At 45.0% G+C, this 25,648-nt stretch carries 21 protein-coding genes; 17 read left to right on the forward strand and 4 right to left on the reverse strand.

Annotated elements, in window-relative coordinates; genetic code table 11:
• The first annotated feature begins 83 nt into the window (after positions 1-83).
• The 7 genes from ACOMA8_RS03810 to ACOMA8_RS03840 all read left to right on the forward strand — a co-directional run bounded on the left by ACOMA8_RS03810 (position 84) and on the right by ACOMA8_RS03840 (position 10,346).
• On the forward strand, positions 84-3,569 hold the full coding sequence (locus ACOMA8_RS03810) for a glycoside hydrolase family 2 TIM barrel-domain containing protein (RefSeq protein WP_421368657.1): 3,486 nt from the start codon (positions 84-86) through the stop codon (positions 3,567-3,569).
• A 24-nt stretch (positions 3,570-3,593) separates the two neighbouring features.
• Positions 3,594-5,225, forward strand: coding sequence for a glycoside hydrolase family 43 protein (locus ACOMA8_RS03815; RefSeq protein ID WP_421368659.1), 1,632 nt, complete (start codon positions 3,594-3,596; stop codon positions 5,223-5,225).
• The gene (locus ACOMA8_RS03820; protein WP_421368661.1) at positions 5,222-5,881 is read left to right on the forward strand and encodes an aquaporin; all 660 of its coding nucleotides are present in this window, start codon (positions 5,222-5,224) and stop codon (positions 5,879-5,881) included. Before ACOMA8_RS03815 ends, ACOMA8_RS03820 begins: the two co-directional genes overlap by 4 nt.
• Before the next feature lie 15 nt (positions 5,882-5,896).
• Entirely contained in the window at positions 5,897-6,949 is a 1,053-nt protein-coding gene (locus tag ACOMA8_RS03825; RefSeq protein WP_421368662.1) for a Gfo/Idh/MocA family protein, read from the forward strand.
• Positions 6,946-8,022: a Gfo/Idh/MocA family oxidoreductase gene (locus tag ACOMA8_RS03830; RefSeq protein WP_161899937.1), complete on the forward strand. Its 1,077-nt coding sequence runs from the start codon at positions 6,946-6,948 to the stop codon at positions 8,020-8,022. The genes ACOMA8_RS03825 and ACOMA8_RS03830 overlap by 4 nt, the downstream gene beginning before the upstream one ends.
• A 427-nt stretch (positions 8,023-8,449) precedes the next feature.
• Positions 8,450-9,643, forward strand: a complete 1,194-nt coding sequence (gene trpB / locus ACOMA8_RS03835; RefSeq protein ID WP_421368665.1) for a tryptophan synthase subunit beta — start codon at positions 8,450-8,452, stop codon at positions 9,641-9,643.
• Between the two features lie 364 nt (positions 9,644-10,007).
• Positions 10,008-10,346, forward strand: coding sequence for an ArsR/SmtB family transcription factor (locus ACOMA8_RS03840; protein WP_421368667.1), 339 nt, complete (start codon positions 10,008-10,010; stop codon positions 10,344-10,346).
• 78 nt (positions 10,347-10,424) lie between these two features.
• On the opposite strand, the gene ACOMA8_RS03845 is transcribed toward ACOMA8_RS03840, so the two are convergent.
• Positions 10,425-11,441, reverse strand: coding sequence for an NADP-dependent oxidoreductase (locus tag ACOMA8_RS03845; RefSeq protein WP_421368669.1), 1,017 nt, complete (start codon positions 11,439-11,441; stop codon positions 10,425-10,427).
• A 260-nt stretch (positions 11,442-11,701) separates the two neighbouring features.
• On the opposite strand from ACOMA8_RS03845, the gene ACOMA8_RS03850 reads away from it, so the two are divergent.
• The 6 genes from ACOMA8_RS03850 (at position 11,702) to ACOMA8_RS03875 (ending at position 18,576) form a co-directional block, all read left to right on the forward strand.
• The gene (locus ACOMA8_RS03850) at positions 11,702-12,385 is read left to right on the forward strand and encodes a metal-dependent hydrolase (protein WP_421368671.1); all 684 of its coding nucleotides are present in this window, start codon (positions 11,702-11,704) and stop codon (positions 12,383-12,385) included.
• A gap of 101 nt (positions 12,386-12,486) precedes the next feature.
• Positions 12,487-13,818, forward strand: coding sequence for a DRTGG domain-containing protein (locus ACOMA8_RS03855; protein ID WP_161899933.1), 1,332 nt, complete (start codon positions 12,487-12,489; stop codon positions 13,816-13,818).
• A gap of 114 nt (positions 13,819-13,932) precedes the next feature.
• Positions 13,933-14,895 (forward strand): DHH family phosphoesterase, encoded by a 963-nt coding sequence (locus ACOMA8_RS03860; protein ID WP_421368673.1) that lies wholly within the window; start codon positions 13,933-13,935, stop codon positions 14,893-14,895.
• A 195-nt stretch (positions 14,896-15,090) separates the two neighbouring features.
• Entirely contained in the window at positions 15,091-15,597 is a 507-nt protein-coding gene (locus ACOMA8_RS03865) for a nucleotidyltransferase family protein (protein WP_161899931.1), read from the forward strand.
• A 434-nt stretch (positions 15,598-16,031) separates the two neighbouring features.
• Positions 16,032-17,987, forward strand: coding sequence for a beta-N-acetylhexosaminidase (locus tag ACOMA8_RS03870; RefSeq protein ID WP_421368675.1), 1,956 nt, complete (start codon positions 16,032-16,034; stop codon positions 17,985-17,987).
• 70 nt (positions 17,988-18,057) lie between these two features.
• Positions 18,058-18,576, forward strand: a complete 519-nt coding sequence (locus ACOMA8_RS03875; RefSeq protein ID WP_421368677.1) for a GNAT family N-acetyltransferase — start codon at positions 18,058-18,060, stop codon at positions 18,574-18,576.
• 134 nt (positions 18,577-18,710) lie between these two features.
• Here the strand turns inward: ACOMA8_RS03875 and dapD are convergent, their stop codons facing one another.
• The 3 genes from dapD to dapA all read right to left on the reverse strand — a co-directional run bounded on the left by dapD (position 18,711) and on the right by dapA (position 21,217).
• Positions 18,711-19,427 (reverse strand): 2,3,4,5-tetrahydropyridine-2,6-dicarboxylate N-acetyltransferase, encoded by a 717-nt coding sequence (gene dapD, locus ACOMA8_RS03880; protein ID WP_421368745.1) that lies wholly within the window; start codon positions 19,425-19,427, stop codon positions 18,711-18,713.
• A gap of 42 nt (positions 19,428-19,469) precedes the next feature.
• Positions 19,470-20,228: a 4-hydroxy-tetrahydrodipicolinate reductase gene (gene dapB, locus ACOMA8_RS03885; protein WP_421368679.1), complete on the reverse strand. Its 759-nt coding sequence runs from the start codon at positions 20,226-20,228 to the stop codon at positions 19,470-19,472.
• A gap of 107 nt (positions 20,229-20,335) precedes the next feature.
• Entirely contained in the window at positions 20,336-21,217 is an 882-nt protein-coding gene (dapA, locus tag ACOMA8_RS03890) for a 4-hydroxy-tetrahydrodipicolinate synthase (protein ID WP_161899927.1), read from the reverse strand.
• 241 nt (positions 21,218-21,458) lie between these two features.
• On the opposite strand from dapA, the gene ACOMA8_RS03895 reads away from it, so the two are divergent.
• From ACOMA8_RS03895 to ACOMA8_RS03910, 4 genes are all read left to right on the forward strand, one after another.
• The gene (locus ACOMA8_RS03895) at positions 21,459-22,616 is read left to right on the forward strand and encodes a M20 metallopeptidase family protein (RefSeq protein ID WP_421368682.1); all 1,158 of its coding nucleotides are present in this window, start codon (positions 21,459-21,461) and stop codon (positions 22,614-22,616) included.
• A 30-nt stretch (positions 22,617-22,646) separates the two neighbouring features.
• Complete coding sequence (gene lysA / locus ACOMA8_RS03900) at positions 22,647-23,945, forward strand: diaminopimelate decarboxylase (RefSeq protein WP_421368684.1); 1,299 nt, start codon at positions 22,647-22,649, stop codon at positions 23,943-23,945.
• Between the two features lie 6 nt (positions 23,946-23,951).
• A complete protein-coding gene (gene dapF / locus ACOMA8_RS03905) occupies positions 23,952-24,830 on the forward strand; it encodes a diaminopimelate epimerase (protein ID WP_161899924.1) in 879 nt (292 codons plus the stop codon).
• A 273-nt stretch (positions 24,831-25,103) separates the two neighbouring features.
• The gene (locus tag ACOMA8_RS03910) at positions 25,104-25,574 is read left to right on the forward strand and encodes a GNAT family N-acetyltransferase (RefSeq protein ID WP_421368686.1); all 471 of its coding nucleotides are present in this window, start codon (positions 25,104-25,106) and stop codon (positions 25,572-25,574) included.
• The last annotated feature ends 74 nt before the right edge of the window (positions 25,575-25,648 follow it).

Below are 25,648 nucleotides of genomic sequence, written 5' to 3' on the forward strand. Positions count from 1 at the left end.
CACATAGTATTTGAGTTAACATCCATAGATCATAAAATAGCAGAAGGATGATTTGGTACTTTAAATGAGAAAGGACTTTATACATGAAAAGACTTTTTTTAGACGGTTGGTTATTCCAAGAGCGAGAGTTGCAGCAAGATTTTTCTTTTACTGAAATGGTGGTAAATGAAGGTTATCAACGGGTTGAAATGCCTCATGACTGGTTGATTTATGACGTAAACAATCTGTACCGTGCTAGTGAAGGCTGGTATAAAAAAGAGTTCATTTTGACTAAACAGTCGGAGCGTGTCTATTATTTAGAATTTGACGGCATTTATATGGAAGCAGAAGTCTACTTGAATAATCAAAAAATTGGGGAGTGGAAATATGGGTACACCCCACTCATTTTACCGTTAGGAAATCTGATCAGCGGATTAAATACCCTCTATGTCAGAGTAAAACATGATTCGCCTAATTCTCGTTGGTATTCTGGTGCAGGAATCTATCGGAATGTTTGGTTTCACGAGGTGCCGCAACTTCATGTGCCGCCTGAAGGCCAATATCTTCATAGTGAGCGAGTAACCCCTGAATCGGATACTTGGCAATTGACGGTACAGACTACACTCAGACAGCAGGAGGTAAGCTATCTACCTGGCTCGGCAGCTTTACGAATTGAATTGTATAAAGAAGGCAAGGTAGTTGCTGAAGAAACGAGACAGTTAACCCTTACTGATAGAGAGCAAACGGTTCACCAACAATTATCGGTGACCAATCCCCTTCTTTGGTCACCAAAAGAACCGCAACTCTACGAACTTCGCACAACTTTAGCAGAGGATGCAGCATTTTTCGGGAAATCTGCGACAGATTGTGTATTGCAGACGCTAGACCAGAAAACAGGCTTTCGCGAGATTCGTTTTGATTCTGATGACGGATTATTTCTAAATGGGCAGCATATGAAAATTCGAGGAGTGTGCCAACACCATGACCAAGGCGCGTTGGGTGCAGTGGCCAATGAGGCTGCAATCCGCCGACAATTGATAATTCTAAAGTCTATGGGTGTCAATGCTATTCGAACGGCGCACAATCCTTTTTCTCGCGAGTTTTACCAGCTAGCAGACGAGATGGGATTCTTGGTACAGTCAGAGTTTACCGATATTTGGTTGCATCCTAAGAATCAGAAGGACTATAGCCGTTTCTTCGATGAGTGGGCGGATCTGGATGTCGCAGCATGGATTAAACGAGATCGCAATCATCCTAGCGTATTTATGTGGAGTATTGGTAACGAAATTTATGATACACATGGGCGTGAGGATGGTCTGATTACAACGAAACGACTGATTCGTTTGGTAAAAAAATATGATCCGCTTCATAATGCTTACATTACCTTCGGATCTAACTATCTACTTTGGGAAAACAGTCAAAAGGCAGCGAACTTGCTTGAAGCAGTCGGCTACAATTATGCAGAAAAGATTTATGCTACACATCATGAACGATATCCAGACTGGGTAATTTATGGAAGCGAGACATGCTCGGTAGTACAAAGTCGAGGCGTATATCACTTTCCACTGTCACAAAGCATGTTGGCAGATGATGATTATCAATGCTCAGCGTTGGGGAATAGTCGAACCAGTTGGGGAGCTGATAGCGTAGAACGCTGTATACTAGACGATCGTGACACTCCGTACTCACTGGGACAATTCATTTGGGCGGGATTTGATTATATTGGTGAGCCGACTCCTTATGATACTAAAAATTCTTACTTGGGACAGATCGATACCGCGGGTTTTCCTAAAGACGCATATTATACTTTTCAAGCCGCTTGGACAGATTATAAAGAGGCTCCAATGATCCATCTGTTTCCATACTGGGATTTTACGAAAGGGCAGCTTATTGACGTGCGAGTCTGCAGTAATGCACCTGAAATTGAGCTGTTTTTTGATGGAAAATCGCTGGGAAAACGACAAAATGACCCACTTCATGGGGAGCGTTTATTACATGATTGGCAACTTGAATACCGACCCGGACAATTGAAGGCAGTCGCTTACGATTATGAGGGGGATATCATCGCACAAGACTGGGAAGAAACATTTCATGATGCCTACGCTTTACAGATGAAACCAGATAAGACATGGCTAACGGGAGACGGCCGTGACCTATGTTTTATTGAAATCAATGCAAGTGACAAAACGGGAAGACTGGTCAAAAATGCTAATAATGAAGTGACTGTTGAAGTTCAAGGTGCGGGCCGTTTAGTCGGGCTGGATAATGGGGATAGCACTGATTTTACCGCCTATAAAGGTAGTCGTAAGCGAATGTTTAGAGGAAAGTTGCTGGCAATCATTGCTCCCTATGACAAAACTGGAAACATCAGCATTACTGTTCGAAGTGTAGGTTTGAGTGAGGCACAGATAGATTTGACTGTCAAAAAAGCAGTCATTCAGGAGGGCGCAAACGACTACTTCACTGAATTACTGACCCAACCCTTGCCAAGCTTAGAGAAGGTTCCAGTACGTAAGATCCTTTTAGATAAAGCAGAACGTATTGATGGCACCTATCTCATTACTGCTGAATGTCTACCAAAAGCTGCACAAAAGCCGCAGCTCTTTTGGCGACTGACGGATGAAAAGGGAATTGATAGCGATATTGGAGAAGTAATCGAGCAAGAGGATGGGCTAATCGTCAAGCCACAAGCTAATGGAACTGCAATTGTTCGATGTGGCGTAAAAAACGGCAAAAAGCATCTTGATTTTTATGAGACGTTGCCATTGGCTTTTTCTGGTCTGAAGGATAGTAAACTCAATCCCTATAAACCAATTTCTGGTGGACGTTATACTCGCAGTAATGTACAGCTCACAAATGGTAATGAGCGAGGTATCGCAACTTTACGGGATGGAACTAGCTGGGTAGTTTTTGATGATATTGACTTCGGCAAACGAGGTGCGAATCAGATGACGCTCTCCTTATTCCCTTTGGAACCGAATCCTTTTGAAATTGAGATATATCAAGGCTATCCGACTGATTCGGACAGTCAACTTATGACAACCGTGATTTATGATAGAGGGTCTGTTTGGAACACGTATCAAGAGCAAACCTACCAACTACCTAATCGCCTTTCAGGAGTTCAAACAATGACCTTTTCTTTCAAGCAGAAAGTTCATTTCAAAGAATTTGTTTTTGAACCATATGAGCGAAGCTTTGAAAAAGTCTCTGTTTTGGAAAATGATGGGATTTATGGAGACAGCTTTGTAATCAGTGAACGGGCTATTGAACAGATTGGGAATAATGTGACGCTGACTTTTACAGATTTTAACTTTGGTGAGAGTGGGGCATCAGCGATAGAAATCCGTGGTGAGGCACCGAAAAATGATAATTCAATCCAAATCAAAGTAAGTTCTGCTGAGGGAACGGAACGCTATTTATTGGATTTTCCTGCTGGCAGTCTATCTCAAGTGAGGAGCTTGGCCTTTGAACATTTACTAAAAGGCAAACAGACAGTCGAATTCATTTTTTTACCAGGCTCATTCTTTAATTTTGAATGGTTCCGATTTATGCCAACAGATGTTGCTATGAAAAAACATGCTGATGTTTAGTGAGTGTAGATGAGGAGAAATGTTATGAAAATTATTAATCCTATTTTAAAAGGATTTCATCCGGATCCAAGTATTTGTCGCGTCGAGGATGACTACTATATTGCGGTATCCACATTTGAATGGTTCCCAGGGGTTCAGATTTATCACTCAAAGGATCTAGTTAACTGGCATTTGATCAGTCGCCCATTAGCACGGACTTCACAGTTAAATATGTTAGGAAATCCGGATTCTGGAGGTGTTTGGGCTCCTTGCTTATCCTATGCGAACGGGCGCTTTTGGTTGATTTATTCGGATGTAAAAGTGGTTGAAGGGGATGTGTTTAAAGATGTCACGAATTACCTAGTAACTTGCGAAAGTATTGACGGCGAATGGTCCGATCCCATTTATATGAACCAATCCGGATTTGATCCGTCACTTTTTCATGATGAAGACGGTCGCAAATATTTCGTGAATATGGTCTGGGATTTTCGGCCAAATAACCACCGCTTTTTTGGAATTGTACTTCAAGAATACTCGCAGGAGGAAAAGAGTCTGGTCGGAGAACGTAAAGTAATCTTTAAAGGAACTGATCTTGGTTTGACGGAAGCTCCCCATCTGTACAAGATTGATGGCTGGTATTATCTTTTGACAGCAGAAGGGGGAACCCAATACGACCATGCTGCTACTATCGCTCGTTCCCGCAGCATAGAAGGACCTTATGAAGTTCATCCAAACAATCCGTTCCTAACTTCATGGGGAGATCCTCGCAATCCGCTACAGAAGGCTGGTCATGCGTCATTGGTACAAACAAAGACTGGCGATTGGTATTTAGCTCATTTGATTGGAAGGCCCATAAAACCGGAGAAATTCAAACTATTAGAAAACCGTGGCTATTGTCCGTTAGGTCGAGAAACGGCACTTCAAAAAATTGAGTGGCATGCAGGATGGCCCTATGTAGTTGATGGTCCATTTCCAAGTTTAGAAATCGAAGCGCCAAATATTCCAGAAGTCAGCTGGCGGCCTGATCAAAAAACTATCGATCACTTTGACAGCGAAAGGCTCAATCCTACATTTCAAACTTTACGGCTGCCTTTTAGTAGTGAGATTGGCAGTTTGACGGAACGCATAGGATTTCTGCGACTTTTCGGTCGAGAATCGTTGCACTCACAATTTTATCAAGCATTAGTAGCTCGTCGCTGGCAGGCGTTTTCGTTTGAAGCAGAAACTTATTTAGAATTTGAACCCGTTTTTTTCCAACAGTTTGCTGGTTTAATTTGCTACTACAATACCCAAAACTGGGTCAGCTGTCACTTGACCTGTAATAATGAAGGGCAAAAAGTATTATCTATAATAGCATGTGAGCATTTTAAAGCATCTGCTCCGATGGCAGAAGAACTCTTATTGCCAGAGGATTTAACAGGAATTTATCTTAAAGTTAAGGTAGAGGAATTAACCTATCATTTTTCATATTCTTTGGATGGATTTGAGTGGATTCGTTTGGCACCTGTATTTGACAGTTGGAAACTATCGGATGATTATATTCAGCAAGGAGGTTATTTTACCGGGGCATTTGTGGGAATACATTGTGTTGATTTGACTGGAGATCGCAAAGCTGCCGACTTTGATTACTTTAGATATGAGGAAACCATAGTGCTTGAAGAAAGGGGAGGCGGATGAGTTTGTTAGGAATGATGCATTTGATTATAGGGGAGGCCGTGAGCACCTTTTTGCTGCTTTTTCTGGGACTCGGACTGACCCAATTTGATTCGCAAGCAACCCAAAAGAAAATTGCTAGTTACTGGGTAATTGCTGTTTTCATTGGAAACGTTGTCGGGCATCGTCTAGGTTCAGCAAATATGAATCCCATCTTTTTATTTCAGGATACGATTCTCAAACAGCATTCTGCGTTGGCTTTCGTTCTTGGCATTTTTGCTGAAATGCTCGGGGCCATGGTAGCCGTTATCATCTTACTAGGGCTTCCTTCAGCCAAAAATAAACAATTGCAGGACTATGCGGCTGTTGCAGGAGCAATCAGCTGCAAAAAAGCGATGGTCTTTGAAGCAGCTGCAACTTTTTCTCTTTTGTGGGTCAGCAAGACAGCAGCCTCTTTTACCTCAGGATGGACCAATTTTTTTATTGTCAGTCTATTTATCGGTGGACTTGTATATTTTGTTGGTCCACTGACTGGAGCATCTTTGAACCCGGTTAGAGACTTGGTTCCCCGATTGCTGTATGTCAAAAAAAGTAACCGCTGGCCAGAAATAAAAAACAGCCTAGTCTCTTCAACAGTGGCGCCCATTCTTGGCGGTGTTTTATTTATAAGCTTTTTTTAGCAGGAGGAAATAGGTATGCGATTGGTAATCATTGGTTATGGTAATATGGGACAGCGCTATGTCAACGAATTGATGGAAGAACCTTTAGAAAATGTTCGAATTTACGGAGTACAGACCGGTAATTCTCAAAAAGCTGCGAACATTATTGGGAAATGGCCTGAACTGAAGGTGTTTGTAACTTTTCAAGGGGTGCTGCAGGATCCGTTGGTGGAGGGTGTCTTAATTGCAACGCCGAATCGGTTTCACTTTGCTATGGCCAAGGAGGCCCTATTAAAAAATAAACATGTCTTAGTGGAAAAACCAGCAGCAATTTCGGAAGATGAGATTATGGAACTGACCAACCTGAGTGAAAGCTGTGGGCTAATTTGCGAAGTGATGTTTCAATCGCGATTTGATCCTCTGGTGAAAAGAATGAAAGAATTATCGGGGACATTGGGTAGACTTCAACGATTTCAATGGAACAATCCACAGTATTACCGAGATGCCGCCTATTTTCTTGAGGGAAGTTGGAGTGGGACTTGGGTGCAAGATGGTGGGGGCATACTTTTGAACCAAGCTGTCCATCAAATTGATTTACTCGATTTTTTATTTGGTTCTCCTAATGAGCTGGTTAGCAGCATCTCTTTTGGGAAATATCGTAACATTGAAGTCGATGATGAAGCTTTTCTTATTTTGCGGTATCCGAATGGTTTGACGGGAACCTTTATGACCAGTTTCGCTGAGCCTCTGGGAAAAGAGTCTGTGGAGCTTGTTGGAGAAAATGGGCGCTTAGAGGTAGTGGGCAATCGGCTAACCTGCCAATTGATTTCAGGGGAGACTTTTACTGAAACGTTTGATGAACCGAAGCAATGGGAAAAAAATCGCCATGAGCTGATTCGTAATTTTGAATTAGCTGCTCGAGGTTCACAACAATCTCAAGTACCAGTTGCAGTAAATCTCAGAGCATTAATGTTAATTCATGGAGCTTGGTTATCAAGTTGGCAACGGAAATGGATCCATCTACCTTTACAAAATGAGGAGTATTGTGAAGGTTTTCGGCAATATATGAAGGAGGATAGCAACAAATGAGTCAAAAAAAGATTGTTATCGTAGGGAGCGGTTGGCGTGTAGAAAATTATTTGAGGATTCTTGCTCATTTGAAAAAAGACTTTCTTGTACAGGCTGTTGTCACACGAAATCCCGAAAAAAAGCGTCTATATCATGAGTTGGGCGTAGTATGTGTTTCAGATATTTCGGAGGCATTGACAACTGGAAGTCCGGATTTCATTCTGCTGTGTATCAACATGAATGTTCAAGCAGAAAAGCTCCTTGAATTATTATCTTTGGAACTGCCACTTTTGGTGGAGACTCCATTAGGTATCAATGGGTCACAACTGGAAATGATCAGTCGACATCCTAAAAGCCGCCAATACACTCAAATAGCCGAGCAATATGCGATGAGACCGTTGCAAAAAGCACAGTTACAATTAATCCGTAAAGGAGTAATCGGCGTTCCACAATCAGCTCAAGTATCTTTGACTAATAATTACCATGCTTTTAGCTTGCTAAAAGCTTACTTGCAAAATCCTGGGAAACTACTTTCAGTTCAAGGCAATCGTTTTACGGTCGACTCGAGAAGTGGCTTTTTGCGAGATCAAGATACTGATGGAAAAAACCTGGTCACAGAGGCACGTACGATTGGTATTGCCACTTTTGAAAAAGGTGCTGTGGGCATTTATGATTTTGAAGGAGATCAGCACCGCAGCTATACGCGCTTTTCACATTTGTCCATCAGAGGTGATAAAGGCGAAATCAATAATGAAGAGATTCGATATGTATCCGAACCGGGTATACCTTCATACGACAAACTCTGGCGAATTCAGCGAGGCATCAATGAAAATATGGAAGGGAGCGGTCTAAAAGGCATTCAATTCCAGGGTGAATGGCTTTATAAAAATCCTTTTTCAGATTTGCCATTTTCTGACGACGATATCGCAACGGCAGAAGTCATGCTGGCAATGGCGCAATTTTGTGAGACCGGAGAAAGTTTTTACAGTATCGATGAAGCCATTGAAGACATGACCTTTACTCTTTTATTAGAAGCATCTATCAAGAGTGGTCAAGTTGAGAAAATCAAGAATTCTCCGCAAAGTGATAGTTAGTTGTTTGTTTTTTTATAGATGTTAGCACAAGGTGGTCATTATATTAGAAAAATTCGATTAGTTTTTTATCAAACAAATTAAAAAATATTCTTGCAATTCAGAATTTATCTTGCTATACTTTGAAACAACTTCTTAAAGAAATGGGGAAACACACATGAATGCACGTCAAACTTTTACATACTGGTGTAACTGGCATAGTTGAAGTTGCGTGTATGCATGGGCATAGATGCAGCTTTGGCGTACGCGAAAGTCATCTATGCCGGTCGATAACGATTTTCCAGGACCGGAGCGCTGAAAAGCCTGCCGGTCCTTTTTGATTCTAGATTCCGGTAGTCGTTTTGGAGAAGAGAGACTGTTGCTGCGTCGAGCCATTAAGTAATGAGTATTCAATCCAGTAAAAAACAAAACTAAAACGGGGGAATCAATCATGGAGAAAATCAAAGAAATGCAGGGTTTTTATGGAGAATTTGGGGGACAATTCGTGTCGCCGGAGGTCAAGCAAGCATTGGATGAAGTCGCGGTGGCTTATGAAGAAGCAAAACACGACCCAGCTTTTCAAGCGGAATATCGGTCCTTGCTAAAAGAATATTCAGGGCGGGAAACACCCTTGTATTATGCGGAAAAACTTACAAAGCAGCTAGGCGGCGCAAAAATTTATCTGAAACGAGAAGACTTGAATCACTTGGGGGCTCATAAGCTGAACAATGTTTTGGGGCAGATGCTGTTGGCAAAACGAATGGGTAAGACACGAATGATTGCGGAGACTGGTGCCGGTCAACATGGTGTGGCAACAGCTGCCGCGGCTGCCCGTTTTGGGTTTGAATGTGTCGTTTATATGGGAGCAGAAGATGTGGAGCGCCAGAAGCTGAATGTTTTTCGGATGGAAATGCTAGGCGCGAAAGTTTATCCAGTGACGCAAGGAACGCAAACACTAAAGGATGCAGTGGATGCGACTTTCGCCGATTTCGTGGAAAATCTCGAGGATACCTTTTATATCTTGGGCTCTGCTGTAGGTCCCTATCCTTATCCTATGATGGTAAAAGATTTTCAAAAGGTCATCAGTGAAGAATCCAAGCGCCAGATTTTTGAAAAGGAAGGGCGGTTGCCGAATATGGTAATTGCTTGCGTCGGCGGTGGCTCCAATGCAATCGGCTCTTTTGCAGATTATATTGATGAAAAAGATGTGCAGTTGGTAGGTGCCGAAGCTGCCGGTGAAGGCATTGATACAGACCGTCATGCGGCTACTATGACTATGGGGACGATTGGGGTATTGGACGGCATGAACACTTATGGGATGTTTGACGATGCCGGTAATGTGGCACCGGTTTATTCTATCTCTGCTGGTTTGGATTACCCAGGGGTCGGGCCTGAGCATGCCTACCTGAAGAAAAGCGGCCGTGCAGAATATGTGCCAATCACCGATGAAGAAGCGGTTCAAGGCTTTTTGACTCTTTCAAAAGCAGAAGGAATCATCCCTGCTATCGAGAGCTCCCATGCGGTAGCCGAAGCAGTCAAACGTGTCCCACAAATGGACAAGGACCAAATCGTGCTGATCACTATTTCTGGCCGTGGGGACAAAGACGTCGAACAAATTGCGAAATATCTGGGTATCGAGCTTTGATCAATTCCCCAATAGTACGACGAACAGCTTGTCTAAAAGGCAGAGAGCAAGTGACCTCGAAGGACCGGCTTTGCAAAAACTGTTTTGAGAGGGTGCACAGAGCAGAGCAGCTCTGTTTAAATCAGTAAAAGAGGTTCCATTCTCCAGGAGAAACTCTCCAAGAAACTCCGGAGTTTTGATAACAAACCAACAACAAACCACCGCACTTTCTGCAAATGACAGAGAGACGGTGGTTTGTTGTCTCTTAAGGGAGCAACGTAGACAGCAGTCTAATAGAAGCCAGACATTTCCTGTTTGACCTTTTCTTTGACAAGTCAGGCAGCGGGTGATTAAATGGTTTAAAAATATGGACGGAGATGCGACGATGGCAGATTTTAAAAAGTTGCAAGGAGAATTTATTGATGCCGCTGATTTCTTAGTAGCTTTGGGAGATGAAAAACGCCAGGCGATTATTTTAACCTTACTGGAAAAAGGATCCTGTGAGGGTCTACGGGTGACAGAGCTGACGGAGGCTACCAAGTTATCACGTCCGGCGGTATCTCACCATTTGAAGATTCTGAGGGATGCAAAATTAGTGGATTACCATAGTGTCGGTACGAAAAATTACTATTATTTTAACCATGACACGACGGAGTTAAAAAAGCTGATGACACTTTTGCAGCATGTGATGAAAATCATGTCAGAGGGTAGCGAGACTCAATGAAGATGCTACAAGATTAGCTGGCTTACTTTTGTTGGATGCGTCAAATCACGCTATTTTGGGAGCAACATGTCTATTTTCTTAGTCAGGAATCATTTGCAGAAGGATTTTGCCGCGAGCGCCTCCAGAACCAGAATAGGTAAAGGCCTCCTTGATTTTCGTAAAGGGCAAGACACGGTCGATCACTGGCCGCAGCTTGCCGGCTGTGATCATTTCCCCCAGCTGAGTCAGCTGGTCGCCGTCAGGTCTCATAAATAGAAATTCATAACCAACACCGGTATCCTTTTCCAAGCGGCTTAAACGATGGCTGGCTAGCCGGAGCGCTCCGATTTTCCAGGGGGACAATCCGTATGCTTTTGCAAAACGGTGGTTGGGCAAGCCGGTGATGCTGACGACTTTGCCACCGGGTTTGACGATGGTAAATGCTTTTTCTAAAATTTTGCCGCCTTGTGTGTCGAAAACATAATCATAATCTGTTATTACCTCAGAAAAATCCTGTTGGCGATAATCAATCACGAAATCTGCGCCTAACTCTTTTACTAATTGAAAGTTGTGGCTGCTAGTCGTGGCGGCGACAAACGCCCCCAGTGCTTTTGCAATCTGAATTGCGACAGTACCGATTCCACCAGAACCGCCTTGAATCAAAACTTTCTCACCGGGCTTAATCTGCATGATTTCTTGCAACGCCTGGTAGCTGGTAAGGCTTACTAAAGGTAATGCTGCAGCTTCCGTGAAGGAAAGCATGTCTGGAATTAAAGCGAGGTCTGTTTGTGCTGCGGCTAAATATTCAGCGAAGGTACCAATCCGATTTTTTTGAACGCGACCATAGACACGATCACCAACTTTAAAACGAGTTACCGCTGGACCGATGGCAGTTACAGTACCGGCAAAATCGCTGCCTAAGATCAGCGGAAAATCATAGTGAAGCAACATTTTTAAGCCACCGTCTTTGGTTTTTAGGTCGATGGGATTAATAGAGGCTGCCGCCACTTGAATCAGCACATTACCAGCTTGTAGAGCAGGACGCGGCAGGTCAACGATTTCGGGGAATTCTTGCTTATAAGCAGAGATTACCGCGGCTTTCATAGTTTGTGTCATATAAGTTTGCCTCTTTTGGTTTATATTTTTAAACGAATGATGGCTGTAGTTTATTTCTTTGGTTTAAATAAGTCAACCAAGACAACTTGTCAGCGGTTTCTGATTCACTGCCGCAAGTAGAAAAAGCGTTTTCCTGTCCGCAAATTCTGTTTTATCTGTTATAATAAATCTGTTACATTACCCGACAGTAACAGGAGCTGGCGGAAGCGTAAAGCTGTTTTTCCTGTCAATTAAAAATTTAAAAACGGAGGGCAATGATTATGGAAGTCACCTATCACGGGCACTCAGCCGTCTCAATTGTTACTGCAACTGGTACGCGGATAGTTATCGATCCTTTCTTTAGTGGTAACCCCAAAGCCGATATCTCGGCTGATGATGTGGGTGCCGATTATATCTTGCTCACTCACGGACATTCAGATCATATTGGCGACATGGTGGCGATTGCCAGAAGAGAGTCGGCGACAGTTATCGGGATGGTAGAAATCTGTCACTATGCGGAATCTTGGGGTGTTCAAAAGACTCATGGCATGAATCTTGGCGGGAGCTTTGACTTTCCCTTTGGTCGGGTCAAATTGGTTCCGGCTCTGCATAGTTCCGGTTTGGAAGTCGGCGGGAAGATGCTTTATATGGGCGAACCTGCGGGCTTGATTCTGGAAATCGACGGAAAGACAATTTACCATGCCGGTGATACTGCTTATTTTCGTGATATGGAATTGCTGGGCGAAGCATTTGCTATTGACCTGGCTTTGTTACCTATCGGCGACAATTTCACGATGGGACCTGCAGAAGCGGCAATGGCTGCGACTAGCGTACAGGCTAAAAAGGTCGTGCCAATCCATTACAATACCTTTCCCGTGATTCAGCAAGATCCTCACCAATTTCTGGATTTGTTGCCTCCAGGAGTCGGGCAGATTATGCTCCCCGGGGAAACATTGATTCTATAATCATCTTGTAGTGATCCCCTCCATTGCGGCGTCTGGCGTTGAAGCAGCTTTTCAATGCTGGACTTGCCAACCATCTATATAAGAGAAAAGAGTTGAAGCAGTTGGCTACGAAACACGACCTTATTTTAAATCATATTGAAAGCCTACCTATCGGCGACCGTATCTCGGTGCGCGGAATTGCCAAAGCGCTGAGCGTTAGTGAAGGCACGGCATACCGGGCCATCAAAGACGCAGAAAACATCGGTCTGGTTTCCACAATTCAACGGGTAGGAACTATCCGAATCGAACGAAAATTAAAAAAACATATTGAACGTCTGACGTTCGGTGAAGTGGTTCAAATCATCGAAGGGGAAGTCCTGGGGGGCGCTGCTGGACTGAACAAAGTTTTGAACAAGTTTGTCATCGGTGCGATGAAAGAAGAAGCTATGGAACGGTATATTACCCCCGGCTCTTTGATGATTGTCGGTAACCGAGAAGAAGTCCATCGTCTCGCATTGGAAGACGGTGCGGCGGTGTTGATTACCGGGGGCTTCGGCACTTCTGAAGAAATTGCCCAACTGGCAGATAAAGTGGAGATGCCGGTTTTAAGCACCACCTATGATACTTTCACGGTGGCTACTATGATTAACCGAGCCTTGTCTGATCAGCTGATCAAAAAAGACATCATGCTGGTTTCAGATATTTATGTGCCCCTTGAGAAGACCTTGTACCTCAACAGCCAAGAAACTGTCAAGGAATACAAAAAACTTGCTGAAAAATCCAGCCATTCCCGTTTCCCAGTCGTCAATCGGAGCATGCGCTTAGTGGGAATTGTGACTGCAAAAGATGTGCTGGAAAAACCCGATAAGACATTGATTGAACGAGTCATGACCAAAGATCCCAACTTCGTCAAACGGGAGATGAGTGTAGCTTCTGTCAGTCATCAGATGATTTGGGACGGCCTGGAAGTGATGCCGGTAGTTTCTGATGATTTGAGTTTGGTAGGGCTGGTGTCTCGTCAAGACGTTATGAAGGCGATGCAGCTGGTACAGCGGCAGACTCAGATGTCCGATACCATCAGCGATCAGATTACCGGAGAAATCCAAATGATTGATCACGATGCAGAGGGTCGTAAAAAAGAAATGCCGGAATTCGTCTTCACAGTTTCTCCACAGATGGTCAATGAAGTGGGGACGATTGCATTTGGCGTATTGAACGAAGTCGTCGCCAATGCCGCAAAACGAACCTTGTATCTCAACCAACGTCGCAACACTTGGATCGAGCAGGTGAACTTGTATTATTTCCGTTTGATTCAGTTGGAAAGCCAACTGGTGATTCGTCCCCGGATTCTTGAGCTGGGTCGTCGTTCCGGTAAATTGGATATCGAGATTTATATCGAAAATACGTTGGTAGCAAAAGCAATCGTGGTTTGCCAAGTGTTGGAGCGGCCTTGATTTTCCCACAGTCTGACGAAAAGTTCGTAATCAAGTGCAACAGTCGTAAACAGTAAATTTTTTCGACAGTTGTTTTTACAAGCTAAGCAAATATTTGAAAAGAGGCAATTAAGTATGAGCAGTATTCGACAAGAGATTTTAGAAGCAATCAAAAAATATGACCGAATCATCATTCATCGCCACATGCGGCCAGATCCCGATGCCATCGGCTCCCAAGTAGGTTTGGCAGAAGTTTTGCGGGCCAGTTTCCCGGAAAAGGAAATTTACCAAGCTGGCGGACCAGTGGAAGGACTGGATTATTTGGCAGTGATGGATGAGGTTGCTGACGAAAAATACGAAGGTGCGTTGGTGATTGTGACAGACACTGCGAATGCCCCTCGGGTTTCTGATGACCGTTTTACACGGGGAGCCATGCTAATCAAAATTGACCATCATCCTAACGACGAACCTTATGGGGATATCGTGTGGGTAAACACCAAAGCTTCCAGCTGTAGTGAAATTATCGCTGATTTTGCATTTTCTTTCCCAGATGATTTAGCGATGTCAAAAGAAGCGGCACGACTGCTTTACGCCGGTATTGTTGGTGATACTGGACGTTTCTTGTACCCAGCTACTACAGCTCAGACATTGGAGCTTTCCGGTCGGCTATTGTCTTATGGATTTGACGCTGCCAAATTAAATCGACAGCTGCAGCAGATTTCTATGAAGGTGGCACGACTTTCCGGCTACCTGTACCAAAACATCGAAGCTGATGAAAACGGCGCAGCCAAAGTGATTTTGCCAAAAGAATTGCTGGAGGAGTACGGGGTGGCAGACTCAGAGACCTCACATCTAGTTTCGTTGCCAGGAACCATCGATGTTCTCTTAGCTTGGGCAATTTTTGTTTGGCAACCAGAGGGCTACTATCGGGTACGTCTGCGCTCTAAAGGTCCGGTGATTAACGAAATTGCCAAACGTCACCATGGTGGTGGTCATCCGCTGGCTTCCGGGGCGAATGCCCGTGATCTGGAGGAAGTTGCCGAAATTTATGGTGAAATTCAAGCAGCGTGTCGTGAGTTTAGAAACAGCACAAAATAAGGATTAGTAAAAAGCTGGTTTAGTTCTGATTCTGTCGTTGTGTCTCAGGTAAAATAGTGCTGTTTTCCAATGGTTCCATTGCTTTGCCACTGATAAACGAGCGACCGCCTATCGTTAAGAAAATGACAAAAAAGGGCAGCAGCTGGTAACGGTAGCGGCTGTCTTTCCTACATAGAAAAAATAATGGAGGTAGTTATGGATTTTGAGTTGTATCATGAGTTTTTAGAGGTGGCCAAAACATTGAATCAGCAGGGGATTATCCCATTGTTATCTGGATCGTTAGGGGTGGAGCAGGTTACCGGCGTTGATTTTTATCCAGATGACATCGACATTTTGGTGCCGGGAGATCCTCGGGGCTTCGATGAGGTTTCTGCAGAAGAAATGATTCAGCAGTGGGAGGCTATCGTTGCCCTCATGGCGAAGCTTGGGTATCGTTTGGAAGATCTTCATGAACATAAATTCATCAGAGATAAGGTCAAGATTGGTTTTGGCGTGATCGAGACCTTACCGGGATTTGCGGGCATTCCTTTGGCAGAGTTGCCGGAAAAAGTCGATACCGGCGCTCATTTTTATCTACCCACACAGCAGCAGTTTTTACAGCTTTATCAGTCATCGCTTGAAGACAGCTACCGCCAAGATCGCAACAACCACAAAGATTTGGGGAAAATCACCGTTTTAGAAGAAGTATTAGGAAAACGGTAATGGCTTTGCGACCGCGAGATACTCCTTGTATTAGCGCGGCTTTTTATAAAAAAGTTCAGCAATAAGAAGTGATTCATAGAGCCGGCGATCTCACTTGAGGTGGTCGGCTTGGTCATGGAGTAGTACAATGGCTCCGGGCAATAGTACTAGTTTCTGCGGCTTTTATTACGGTTTAAAAAAGAGGTGTGAACTTCACTGAAATGAATGATTAGCACAGCTTGGGAAAGAACGGATCGAGATTCTTCTGATTTTCTCAGCTTTTGATGGACAATCTGTAGTTGTTAGCGGAGAAAAGATAGAACAAAAGAGCCGGTTATAGTTTGGCATGTCTAGGCCTAGGATGGGCAAATAATTAATACATGAGGAATTAGCAAACAGCTGAGTCTGTCTAAAGAGTCAGCTCTTACTGCAGATTTTCTGAGATGGAGGGCATTATGCATTTAACAGCAAGTCAGGCTCGCAACTTGGCCTATATCAAAAATTTGGGAATTCAACTGCCGGCTTTGGGTACTGTGGAAGTTAGTTTGTTTCAGAATGAAACGCTGTTGCCAGTTGAGCAGCGGATTTTGATTACTACAGAAGCAGGGGTCACGAAAATTCAGTTGTCGTCGGAATTTCTTTTCTATCGGGCCGTATTTATCGGCTTGCCACGATTGGCGCAGTCCAAAGAAGGTCGTTATGAGGAACGAACTTCTATTGTGGAAACCAGTTTTTCATTGGATGCCTCTCGCAACGGAGTGATGAAAGTCGCTGTCGTCAAGGAATTTATTGCAAGGCTGGCACTTTTGGGATATAACACCCTGTATCTTTATACGGAAGATACCTATCAAGTACCTGGTCTACCTTATTTGGGATATTTACGAGGGGCCTACACCGCTGATGAAATCAAGGAAATCACAAGCTTTGCTGCTGATTTTGGAATGGAAGTGGTACCGGCAATCCAGACATTGGCTCACTTGACTCAGTTTCTGAAGTGGCCGGCAAGTGAAGCTCTAAAAGATGATGCCAATACGATGTTAATCGGAGAAGAGGCAACGTATGAAGCCATTGATCAAATGTTGGCCGCCTGCAAAGACATGTACCAGACAAACCGGATTCATCTGGGAATGGATGAAGCTTACCAGGCCGGACTGGGCCGTTATTTGGCACTACATGGTTACAAAGATCGTGTCACTCTGATGTTAGAGCATATGAAACGGGTATTGGACTTGTCAGTGAAGCATCAATTGAAAGCTGAAATTTGGAGCGATTTTATATACAAGCTCTTGGATAAAACCAAGGCTGACCGCTATTATAACCCCTTGGCCCAAATGGATCCTCAGGAAATGAGCCGGTTGCCTCAGGGGTTGACCTATGTTCATTGGGATTACGGTTCAGAATCAGTGGCTGAATATGAGCTGGTGATCCAAAAGCACTTGGCATTTTGTGATCGGGAACACTATGTTCTGGCGAGTGGCACGCATATTTGGAATCGAATCGCTCCAAATCACGGAAAAACCCAGAGAATCATTGCTGCGGCATTGGCGGCAGCTCGTAAACAGCAGATTAAAAAGGTGATGCTCACCACCTGGGGAGATGACGGCCAGGAAACAGAGCACTGGCATGCCCTGCCAGGCGCAGTGGCGTTTGCTGAAGGTGTTTATGCCAATCAAAAAAGTGGAACTGTAGAAACGATTCTTGACAATTTGTTGGGTGCCGGCGCGGGCCAACTGTTGACGGAGCTTAATGCTTTCGATGAAGTGGATAATGTAACTGCCGGGAACCCGAACATGACAAACATCAGTAAGCTATTGTTGTGGCAAGATCCGCTGACAGGAATCTATGATTGGCATGTTGCGGCTCACAATGAACAAGCACCACAAACTTTGGGAGCTTACTATCGAAAATTGGCTGAGAAATTGACGGCAGCAAGTGACCAAAATTCTGTTAAGAAAGGGCAAACAGCGATCCATGAAACCAGCACCTCACAGACTAGTCCTTTCATGGAATTAATTCGTCAACGCTATCAGTTGCTGGCAGAAGTTTTAGCGGACAAGGCTGAACTGGGCTTGCGATTGAGGGCAGCCCGTTTGGCAGAAGATCAAAACCAGCTCCTTCAGATGATCACGGCGCTCACTAATTTAGCAGAAAAAGTAGAGCGCCTCTGCTTTGTCCACGAAAAAATTTGGTCTGCCACCTACAAGACTTTTGGCTGGGAAGAATTGGAGCATCGCTACGCCGGCACTGCCCATCGTTTGAAAACTACAGCCCGTCGGTTGTCAGATTATCTTGCAGGTTCAGATGAGTTGGCAGAATTGTTGGAAAAACGGCTACCTTTTTGTGAGGGGGACAATCCTATCGAAATCAGCGGCTTTGGCTACCGCCAGGGATCTGTTACCGGCTATAATTAATGAAAATCGGTGGGGGAGTGCTGGACTAATCAGCGGCTGTTCATTCGATGAATACAGAGGGGCGCAAGAAATGATCAGAAAATTAACTGAGTCTGACTGGGAAAAGTATCAAGCATTGCGGCTTTACGGTCTTAGAGAAGCACCGATGGCCTTTGGTGCCGATCCCATCGTAGAAGAAAGCTATACGAAACAGCGGGTAGTCGAAAGTATTAAAGAATCAGCCGGCAGTTTTGCTATCGGTTGGTTTGATGAGCAGGAAACACTGTTGGGAGTCATGCGTTTTTTTCGGGAAACAAATCGTAAAACAGCGCACAAAGGCCATATTCGTGGAGTGTATGTGCATCCGAAGCTTCGTGGACAGGGGATTGCGACTAAACTATTTTTGTTTTTACTAGCAGAAGCTACCGGACAAACAGGTCTGCGACAGGTTCATGTTGCAGTCAATACAGAAAATTTTTCAGCAAAAGCCTTGTACGAAAAAATGGGATTTGTAGTCTATGGAAGGGAACCGGCTGGACTATTGGTTGAAGGGCACTTCTATGATGAACTGCTGCTGATTTTGCAGCTAGAAGGTTTTAAATCAAAGTAAATTAAAAAGCTCTTATTTTTAAAAGGCAGCCGTTATTTAGGCCACCCTGCTAAAAAAGCAGCAGTTGCACCGTTTTGCGGTAGCGACTGCTGCTTTTTTTCCGGTAAATCAGATTTTTTATTAAAAAGCCTGAGTCATCCTCGTAAATCATCCAAAAATTCGGTTTTAGCGGCGGTTTTTTCGTCTTTCATTTTGATGATTTTGGCAGGGGAGCCGGCGACAACTGCGCCAGCTGGAACATTTTCGGTGACGACGGAACCCGCAGCGACCACCGCTCCCTGACCGACTCGCACCCCTTCTAACACCACGGCATTGGCCCCAATCAGGACGTCGTCTTCCACGATGACCGGAGCAGCTGATGGCGGCTCGAGGACGCCAGCCAAGACAGCGCCGGCACCAATATGAGCTTTTTTGCCGACGGTGGCTCGAGCCCCGAGAACGGCGCCCATGTCGATCATGGAGCCTTCACCAACGACGGCACCGATATTGATAATCGCTCCCATCATGATGACCGCATGTTTACCAATTACTGCCTGGTCACGAATAAAAGCGCCAGGCTCGATGCGGGCATCGACGGTGGTGAAATCCAACAATGGAATGGCTGAATTGCGGCGATCATTTTCCAGGTAACTTTCACTGATTAGTGCCCCGTTGATTTCCAGAAAAGATTGCACCGGTTTTTGGTCACCGACGACAAACCAAAAGGTGCCGGTACCAAAAAGTTTGACGTTGGCTACTGGTATTGCTTCACTAAGATCTCCTTGCAAATAGGCTTTGATGGGGGTCGTTTTTTCAGCATTTTTGATGTAGCGGGCTAGTTCATAAGGATCAGAAATTTCCATGTGGATCACTCCCATTTTCAAGATTTAGATCAGGTTAGATTAAGACCTGAGTCAGCTTTGATTGAGCAGGTCTTGCATGTCGTACAGGCCGGCAGCTTGATCTGCTAAAAAGACGCCAGCTTTCAATGCGCCGTTAGCAAAAATATCTCGAGACAATGCGGTATGCTTGAGCTCGATGATTTCATCCGGACCAGCAAACAGCACGGTATGCTCACCTGGAATCGTGCCTCCGCGTACCGCATGGATGCCCATCTCATTCAGCGGATTTTCTAATTCCAGACCGTGACGGCCATAAATGTAGGTTTTCGGCTGGAGCAGAGAATCGTTGATAGCATCAGCCAAGAGCAATGCAGTACCACTGGGGGCATCTTTTTTCTGATTGTGGTGTTTTTCGATGATTTCTATGTTGAAGTCGGCTTCTAATGCCGGGCTTACAGATTGCAACGCTTTGATCAACACATTGATGCCCACTGACATATTAGCCGAGACAAAGACGGGGATAATTTTTGCGGCTACTTGTAACATCGCTTTGGTGTCGGTATCCAAACCGGTAGTAGCTACAACCAGTGGCAGTTCCCGATCCACGCAGGCATTAATCAGCGCAGGTACAACGGAATGATGGGAGAAATCAATCACGACATCCGCCTCTTCTGTGATTTCGGCAGCTGTGGCATAAACTGGAAAATCTGCCGGAATTTCTGGATGCTGATCAATTCCTGCAACCACTGTCAACTGCGGATCAATAGCAATCTGGGCTTGTAAAACCTGACCCATCCGACCGTGAACGCCGCTTAAAATGATTTTTTTCATGTAAATTCCTCCGTTTCATTATCAAAAAAACAGCAGGCGGATCGGCCGGGCGCGTGCATGCTCGGCAGCGAGTTCCGTCTGCTGCAAAGAGTTTGTGTTTTCCAAAATTACAACAGACCGTATGCCGTCATTTCCTGTTTCAACAAGTCTAACGTATCTTCTTCAGGTGTGTCCAGCGGAAGGCGGTAGTTCATGTCACATTTGCCCAATAAGGAAACCGCCGCTTTAACCGGTACTGGGTTGACTTCTTTGAAAATCGCTTGAATTAATGGCAGTTGCGCCAACTGCGTCTTTTTAGCTGCCTCCCAGTTTCCCTCAAGGTAATCATGGACCATTTTAGAGGTTTCTGCCGGTAACAGGTTGGCAATGGTTGAAATTACCCCGCTGCCGCCTACTGATAAAAGCGGCAAGACTTGGTCGTCATTGCCAGAATAAACTTGGAAGTTTTCATCCGCCAATTTGCAGACTTCAACAATCTGAGAAATATTGCCACTGGCTTCTTTAATTCCTTGGACATTGGGAATCTCCTTGAGGCGGGCCACCATAGCCGGTGTTAAGTTCAGCCCAGTACGGCCGGCAATCGAGTAGAGAATCACCGGCAGCGAAACTTTCTCACAGATGGCTTCGTAGTGTTTGATCAGACTTTTATTTGTGGCTTTGTTGTAATAAGGAGTCACCACTAAAAGTGCATCGGCCCCCACACGTTCGGCTTCCACAGACAGGTGGATTCCGTGCTGAGTATCGTTAGAGCCAGTCCCGCCGATAACGGGAATTCGGCCAGCAACTTGTTTGACCACGGCTTCGATAACGGCGATGTGTTCTTCATCTTTTAGTGTTGATGCTTCTCCTGTCGTACCGCAAGCGATGATGGCGTCGGTACCTTGTTGCACATGCCATTCCACTAATGCTTTCAGTTGTTCAAAATTGACGGACCCGTCTGCATTCATCGGTGTGACCAACGCCACGCCCGCCCCTGTGAAAATCCCCATTGTAACCCAACCTTTCTTTTTCTACTGACTAGGTTTCGTAAAAGACAACGCCAGCCATGTTTGCTCAGTGCCGCCGATGCATCAGCAGCGCCTGCAAATTTTCATCAATAAATTTGAAAACTATTCTGAAAATGATTTTTTTTACAAAAAATCTCGATATTACATGGATTATACAATATAATAGGATGAAATATCACCATTTAACGAAAAAAAACACAATTTTTTCACAGGAGGCGGCAGTATGGAAATCGAAGAAACAATCCGAGGATACCTGCCGGAGGTGATTCGGTGGCGCAGAGAACTGCATCAGATTCCAGAGTTGGGCCTGGAAGAATTCGCCACAACAGCATATTTAAAGCGAGAATTGGAACAACTGGGATTTACCGATATTCGACAGCCGCTGACGACTGGACTAGTAGTAGTACTGGAAGGGAGCCAACCGGGAAAAACAATCGCCTACCGCACAGATATCGACGGACTGCCGGTGACTGAAATGACGGGGGCAGACTTTGCTTCTCGCCATTCAGGAAAAATGCACGCCTGTGGGCATGATGGGCATATGGCAACCTTGCTTGGTTTTGCCAAATTTTTAATCGAACATCCTGAAACAGTTTGTGGCCGGGTTGTCTTATTGTTTCAACCAGCTGAAGAAGGCCCCGGTGGAGCGCAATTATTGATTGATGCTGGTGTTTTAACCGACCTTGGAGTGGAGCAGATTATCGGTCTCCATGTATTTCCGGAGTTTCCTTCTGGTGTGATTGCTTGTCGGCCAGGAGCAATGATGGCAAGAAATGGCGAAGTCACCATCACTATTCGTGGGGTGAGTGCCCACGGGGCGCAGCCTCAGCAAGGGCAAGATGCCATCTTAGCCATGAGCGGCGTCGTTCAGGCACTTCATACAATCGTTGCCCGAAATCTGTCGCCATTGGATGCAGCGGTTTTGACATTCGGTAAGATTTACGGCGGAGAAGCCATGAATATCATTCCTGGTCAGGTGACGATAGAAGGAACGATGCGGGCCTTTTCTGATGCGGTCTATGAAACGTTGGTGAAGAGGATCGAAGAAATTGCTGCGGGAGTGGCTGCCGGATACGGCTGTGAAGCAGAGGTCGTATTTAACCACATGTATCGGGTCGTGGACAATGACCCACAACTTGCGGCTATGCTGGCAGATATTGCCGGTGCTAGTTATGAAGAGACCCCACCGTATTTGTTGGCAGAAGATTTTTCCATGTATCAACAAGTGGTTCCGGGACTATTTTTCTTTGTGGGAATTCGCAATGAGAAAAAAGATTGGGTTCATCCTCTTCACAGCGGAAAACTGCAATTTGATGAAGCTGATCTGTTGGGGGGAATCCAGTGTTACCGAGAGCTTTTGCAGCGAATAAATGAAAACTAAACAGGTACCATCAAAAAAGGAGCGATTGAGATGACGATTCAAACAATCGAAAACGGCCATTTGTATTGGGACGGTTGTGATACTGTGGCACTGGCTGAAAAATATGGAACCCCTCTGTATGTACTTTCAGAAAATGCTATCTTAGCGCGAACCGACGAGTTGCATCGGGATTTTCTAGATAAATATGACAACGTGCGGGCAGCTTATGCCAGTAAGGCTTTCTCAACGCTGGCGATGTGTCGCTTGATGGCAAGAGAAGGTCTTGCTCTGGATGTGGTGTCTGGCGGTGAGTTGTACACGGCCATCAAAGCCGATTTTCCCGGGGAGCATATCGAATTTAACGGCAACAACAAATCTCGTGAAGAATTGACAATGGCCATCGAATATGGTGTTGGGCGGATCATCGTGGATGGACTGCAAGAACTGAGGCTGATTGAAGACATCTGTCAGGCAGTTGGCAAAAAAACGCAAATCTTATTTCGAATTACCCCGGAGATTAAAGCAGATACCCACGATTTTATTTCTACAGGCCAAAAGGATTCCAAATTCGGTATCCCTTTAAATCCGGAAATTCTTTTCCCCCAGATTGAAGCAGCGATAGCCTCACCATTCGCCGATTTTCTTGGCTTTCATTTTCACATTGGAAGCCAACTGGCAGACAATAGTACCCATCTGGCAGCTGCAAAAGTAGCCTTGCATCTGGCGCTCGCTGTCAAAGAACGCTATGACTTCGAGATCCGGGAACTAAATTACGGCGGCGGCTTTGGAGTGAAATACGTAGAAGGGGATGTGCGACAGCCCTATGCCTATTTTTTAGAACCTTTGATGGCATTGACAGAAGCGTTTTGTACTGCAAATAATCTGAAACGTCCCACAATCGTGATTGAACCCGGCCGCAGCATTGTTGCTGAAGCCGGTATCAGCCTGCACACCATCGGCAGTATTAAGGAATTGCCAGGGATTCGGACTTACGCTTCGATTGATGGTGGTATGACGGATAACATTCGCCCCGGGCTTTATCAGGCCGATTATACGGGACTGATTGCCAACAAAGCCGATCAGTCCTTAACAGAGGTTGTGACGATTTCCGGAAAAGCCTGTGAAAGTACGGATATTCTCGTGAAGAATCTGGCGACAGCACCGGTTGAAGCAGGAGATATCTTTGTGACCTTTGCGACTGGCGCTTATGGCTATTCGATGGCGTCCAACTACAATAAACTACCGATTCCAGCAGTAGTGATGGTCAAAGATGGGGTTGATCAACTGATTGTCAGACGCCAAAGCTACGAACAAATGCTTCAAAATGAGTGCTTACCAGAAGGGATGTGAGGGCAGATGGAACTGGCCTTCTTTAAAATGCAAGGAGCCGGCAATGACTTCATTGTGATGGATAATCGCAGGACCAACTACACGAAAACACAGCTCCAACAGATTGCTCGCAGAGTTTGTCAACGAAAAATTTCTGTCGGCGGGGATGCCTTGATGGTTGTTGAAGCACCAGTCTCGGCACAAGCCAATCTGCGTATGCGCTTTTTCAATGCTGATGGCAGTGAAGCAGAAATGTGTGGCAATGGCGCCCGTTGCTTGGCTCGTTATGCATATGAACAGAAAATTGCGGGGGCGGCGATGGTTATTGATACAATGGCTGGCCCGGTCCCCGCTTGGCGGCTAGGAGAACGGCGCTACAAAGTGCGTCTGAATCCGCCTTCTGCCTATCAGAAAAATTTGCCGCTTGAAGCGTTGACGGATAAAAAAGGAGCCAGCGTTGCCACCACTGGTATTGATTTTGCAGACCATGTAGATTTGGGAGATCCCGCAATCCCTCATTTGGTGGTGAGTTGTCCAAATCTTCTTCAAAAAACCACAGAGGAGCTGCGGGAAGTGGCAACGGCGTTTCGCTGGTGGTCGTTACTTGAAAAAGGAGCTAACGTGAATTTCTTTGCGCTACCGGAGCAACCAGGTGCGCCCATTTTAGTCCGGACTTTTGAACGAGGCGTGGAAGATTTTACCCTGGCTTGCGGGACCGGTTCCGGTTCCGTAGCCTATGTTTTGGCGCAGCGTTCTCTGGTGGATCCGACTGACGGCCCGATTCCTTTAGCAGTTCCTGGTGGCTTATTGGAAGTCGAAGTTAAAGGAACAGCGCTCAACTTGATTGGGGATACCAATATCGTTTTGCGGGGTCTTATTACGGATGAGGACCTCAACTTCGATTGATTGGTACACAAGAGGGACTCTTTGCATCACTTGGCGTGAAAATAGTGCTAATAAAACGACCTTGCCGCTAAAAGGCAGGGCCGTTTTTTATCGTGGCAACATCAAAGTCGGATTAATCCAGATTGTCAAATTTTTGAAAAGCTCATTGTAGTTCTTTCTTTGACACCGCTGTCTCGGTTATCTAGAATGGAGGAAAGCCAAGCGCGCGAGCTGTCCTTTTTCGCTACATTCATGAAAAAAGGCTGCAAGCCAACCGAAAGGACCGTGAACCAGTTGACAATCACACTAAAAGCCATTGACCGAGAAAACTATGAGTCTTGTCTGCAACTAGCAACAGCACCGGAACAGCAGAAATTTGTCGCGCCCAATGCCTATTCACTAGTGCAAGCTGCCTATGAGCCAGAGTTGTTTCCTTTGGGGATTTACGACGAGGAAACGATGGTTGGTTTTTTACTCTATGATTTTGACAGCGAATTGCCGGGATGGAGCATGAGCTGTTTTATGATTGACAAAAAGCATCAAGGCAAAGGCTACGGCAAGCAGGCCCTGCAACTTTTTCTGAATTATTTTTATGCTAAATATGGATCCGTACCACTGTACACCAGTGTTTCTATCAGTAATGGGGTAGCGCAGCAACTCTACGAAAAATTCGGTTTTATCACGTTGGAGGAGTTCTCCTATACCTATAACGACGTCACTTACTATGAATTTCGTTTAAAAAAAACTGCGTCACAGCCCAGCTAAATCAAATTAAGCGTAGCAAGATCTTGTAGCCAAAGCGTTGGAGTGCGTTAATCTGATGAAGGGTCTCTTTTAAG

This window comes from Enterococcus infantis (assembly GCF_049166715.1).
Lineage (GTDB): Bacteria > Bacillota > Bacilli > Lactobacillales > Enterococcaceae > Enterococcus_C > Enterococcus_C leclercqii.

Excerpts from the sequence above, each read along its gene's own strand:
- ACOMA8_RS03810 (WP_421368657.1), top strand. The coding sequence starts at position 84 with ATGAAAAGACTTTTTTTAGACGGTTGGTTATTCCAAGAGCGAGAGTTG.
- ACOMA8_RS03815 (WP_421368659.1), top strand. The coding sequence starts at position 3,594 with ATGAAAATTATTAATCCTATTTTAAAAGGATTTCATCCGGATCCAAGT.
- ACOMA8_RS03820 (WP_421368661.1), top strand. The coding sequence starts at position 5,222 with ATGAGTTTGTTAGGAATGATGCATTTGATTATAGGGGAGGCCGTGAGC.
- ACOMA8_RS03825 (WP_421368662.1), top strand. The coding sequence starts at position 5,897 with ATGCGATTGGTAATCATTGGTTATGGTAATATGGGACAGCGCTATGTC.
- ACOMA8_RS03830 (WP_161899937.1), top strand. The coding sequence starts at position 6,946 with ATGAGTCAAAAAAAGATTGTTATCGTAGGGAGCGGTTGGCGTGTAGAA.
- trpB (WP_421368665.1), top strand. The coding sequence starts at position 8,450 with ATGGAGAAAATCAAAGAAATGCAGGGTTTTTATGGAGAATTTGGGGGA.
- ACOMA8_RS03840 (WP_421368667.1), top strand. The coding sequence starts at position 10,008 with ATGGCAGATTTTAAAAAGTTGCAAGGAGAATTTATTGATGCCGCTGAT.
- ACOMA8_RS03845 (WP_421368669.1), bottom strand. The coding sequence starts at position 11,441 with ATGACACAAACTATGAAAGCCGCGGTAATCTCTGCTTATAAGCAAGAA.
- ACOMA8_RS03850 (WP_421368671.1), top strand. The coding sequence starts at position 11,702 with ATGGAAGTCACCTATCACGGGCACTCAGCCGTCTCAATTGTTACTGCA.
- ACOMA8_RS03860 (WP_421368673.1), top strand. The coding sequence starts at position 13,933 with ATGAGCAGTATTCGACAAGAGATTTTAGAAGCAATCAAAAAATATGAC.
- ACOMA8_RS03865 (WP_161899931.1), top strand. The coding sequence starts at position 15,091 with ATGGATTTTGAGTTGTATCATGAGTTTTTAGAGGTGGCCAAAACATTG.
- ACOMA8_RS03870 (WP_421368675.1), top strand. The coding sequence starts at position 16,032 with ATGCATTTAACAGCAAGTCAGGCTCGCAACTTGGCCTATATCAAAAAT.
- ACOMA8_RS03875 (WP_421368677.1), top strand. The coding sequence starts at position 18,058 with ATGATCAGAAAATTAACTGAGTCTGACTGGGAAAAGTATCAAGCATTG.
- dapB (WP_421368679.1), bottom strand. The coding sequence starts at position 20,228 with ATGAAAAAAATCATTTTAAGCGGCGTTCACGGTCGGATGGGTCAGGTT.
- dapA (WP_161899927.1), bottom strand. The coding sequence starts at position 21,217 with ATGGGGATTTTCACAGGGGCGGGCGTGGCGTTGGTCACACCGATGAAT.
- ACOMA8_RS03895 (WP_421368682.1), top strand. The coding sequence starts at position 21,459 with ATGGAAATCGAAGAAACAATCCGAGGATACCTGCCGGAGGTGATTCGG.
- lysA (WP_421368684.1), top strand. The coding sequence starts at position 22,647 with ATGACGATTCAAACAATCGAAAACGGCCATTTGTATTGGGACGGTTGT.
- dapF (WP_161899924.1), top strand. The coding sequence starts at position 23,952 with ATGGAACTGGCCTTCTTTAAAATGCAAGGAGCCGGCAATGACTTCATT.